The sequence below is a fragment of the Mesorhizobium sp. M1E.F.Ca.ET.063.01.1.1 genome (assembly GCF_003998155.1).
GTDB lineage: Bacteria > Pseudomonadota > Alphaproteobacteria > Rhizobiales > Rhizobiaceae > Mesorhizobium.
Map to the genome: position 1 here is coordinate 1 of NZ_RZSC01001312.1, position 896 is coordinate 896.

Here is an 896-nt window from a genome sequence, read left to right on the forward strand (position 1 = left end):
GGTCGGCGTCGATCGACATCTGCTTGCCGGGGATGGCGTCGAGGGTGAAGCGCGCGCCGACCTCGGCGATGCGGGTGGCGCCCTTGGTGATGACGATGAAGTTCACCACGATCAGGATCATGAAGACGATGAGGCCGATGACGAAGTCGCTCGACATCACCAGCTTCGAGAAGCCGGAGATGACATAGCCGGCGGCATGCGTGCCCTCATTGCCGTGCGACAGGATCATGCGCGTCGTGGCGATGTTGAGCGACAGCCGCAGCATCGTGGCGATGAGCAGCACGGTCGGGAAGGAGGAAAAATCCAGCGGCCGCTGGATCCAGAGCGCCACCATCAGGATCAGCACCGAGAGCGCGATCGAGAAGGCAAGGCCGATGTCGATGAGGAACGCCGGGATCGGCAGGAACAGCACCGCCAGGATGACGACGATGCCGAGCGCGAAGAAGACGTCGCGGCCGTTCTTGCCCACCACGCCGGACGGGATTGTTTCGCTGATCGCCATGTCGTCCTCGAATCCAGACTTGCCCAGCACAAAGGCTGGCCGCCGACCGTAGCCGGCCAAGCTTGCGCGAGGGTGGGAGAGGGGCGGTTTACAGCTGCGCCGCGTCCGCGGTAGCGACGACGACGAGCCAGTGCCGGACGGCGCGTTCCTCATGGGCGGATAGCCCGACCGTCAGTTCGCTTTCGAGCCGCTGCACACGTTCGCGACATTTCTTCAGCAAGGCGCGGCCGCTGTCGCTGAGGTCGAGATGCTGGATGCGCCCGTGCACCGCATGCGGCTTGCGTACGAGCGATCCGGCCTTTTCCAGATTGGCGACGATCACGCTTACCGTCTGCGGCGTGAGCACCGCGAGCCGGGCGAGATCGGCATTGGAGATGCCGGGATAGGCCGACAG

2 protein-coding genes are annotated in these 896 nt (G+C 64.6%); both read right to left on the bottom strand.

The window, feature by feature from the left end; translation table 11 throughout:
* Positions 1-502 (bottom strand): FHIPEP family type III secretion protein (locus tag EOA29_RS38185; protein ID WP_189479151.1); only part of this gene is annotated, 502 nt, incomplete at its 3' end.
* A gap of 88 nt (positions 503-590) precedes the next feature.
* Positions 591-896 (bottom strand): MarR family transcriptional regulator (locus EOA29_RS38190; RefSeq protein ID WP_348628940.1); only part of this gene is annotated, 306 nt, incomplete at its 5' end.